Genomic DNA, 1,258 nt, shown 5'->3' with positions numbered 1-1,258 from the left:
TGTAGTGGTCAAGTAATATTGGCCACGGTTTTACAGTAAAAACGGTATCTGTTCTCTGATTCTTCCGGCGTCAACCCACCGTTGTAATGGTGAGGCCTGACGCTATTGTAATAATTCAGGATATAACCGCTAATTTGTTGCCGGGCCTCGTCCTTGCCTACGTAACCATCCGTCGGCACCCATTCTGTTTTCAGACTGCGGAAGAAGCGTTCCATAGGACTGTTATCCCAGCAGTTTCCCCGTCGGCTGACACTTTGCTTTATCCTGTAACGCCAGAGAAGCTGTTGATATTTCAGTCCTGTATACTGACTTCCCTGGTCGCTATGGAACATGACGTCCCGCGGCTGACCACGCACCTCATACGCCATCCGCAAGGCACTGCTTATCAGTGCAGTATCGGCATTCGCTGACAGGCTCCAGCCGATAACCCTGCGGGCAAAAAGATCCATGACGACCGCCAGATAGCACCAGCGATTTCCTGCCCAGATATACGTAATATCTCCGCACCATACCCTGTCTGGCTCCGGTACAGCGAACTGACGCTCGAGCAGATTCGGCAAACACGTATGCTCCTGACAGGCATTTTTGTATTGATGTTTTCCGGGCTGACAACTGCTCAGGTTCAGGTATTTCATCAGCCGTCCGGCACGATAACGGCTCATCGGGACGCCGTTTTGGGTCAGCATTTCAGCCAGCGTGCGCGCGCCTGCAGAGCCCCGGCTCTGGTTCCATGCCCGGCGTATTTCGCTGCACAACCTGACGCGAGCCGAATTAACCGTATCGCGTCGTTTTCGCCAGTACCGGTAACTGCTACGGTGTATTCCCAGTGCGGAACAGAGGCTGACAACTGAGTGGCTGTCACTCAGTCTGGAAACTATCGTAAACCGTTCAGTGAGTCGGACATCAAGAGCGCGGTAGCCTTTTTTAATATCGTATTTTGTTCCTCCAGTCGGCGAACCTGCTTTTCCAGCTCGCGAATACGTTGCTGTTCAGGGGTAATGGGTGTTGCAGAAGGCGCAATACCTTGGCGCTCTCGCCTGAGCTGACGTACCCAGCTCTCAAGCGTGGTAGAACCGACATTCATCGCCTCACTGGCTTGTCGATACGAATAGCCCTTATCAACAATCAGCTGTGCACATTCCAGCCTGAACTCAGGGGTGAAAGTACGTTTGGTTTTCTTGTTCATTAAGTCACCTGTTTTGTGTTGAGGTGAGAATATCACCTTTAATCAGGTGGCCAAATTTACTGTGCCACTACA

1 protein-coding gene is annotated in these 1,258 nt (G+C 51.7%); it reads right to left on the bottom strand.

Annotated elements, in window-relative coordinates:
* Positions 1-8 precede the first annotated feature (8 nt).
* Positions 9-1,186 (bottom strand): IS3 family transposase gene (locus tag ACJHYW_RS25185; protein WP_152895938.1). Its coding sequence is split into 2 segments (ribosomal slippage): positions 9-928 and positions 928-1,186, totalling 1,179 coding nucleotides; the frame shifts between segments, so codons are not numbered across the junction.
* Positions 1,187-1,258: the final 72 nt, after the last annotated feature.

Source organism: Escherichia sp. WS3063 (assembly GCF_046486595.1).
GTDB lineage: Bacteria > Pseudomonadota > Gammaproteobacteria > Enterobacterales > Enterobacteriaceae > Escherichia > Escherichia coli.
This window is presented reverse-complemented; position numbering and strand designations above follow the sequence as displayed.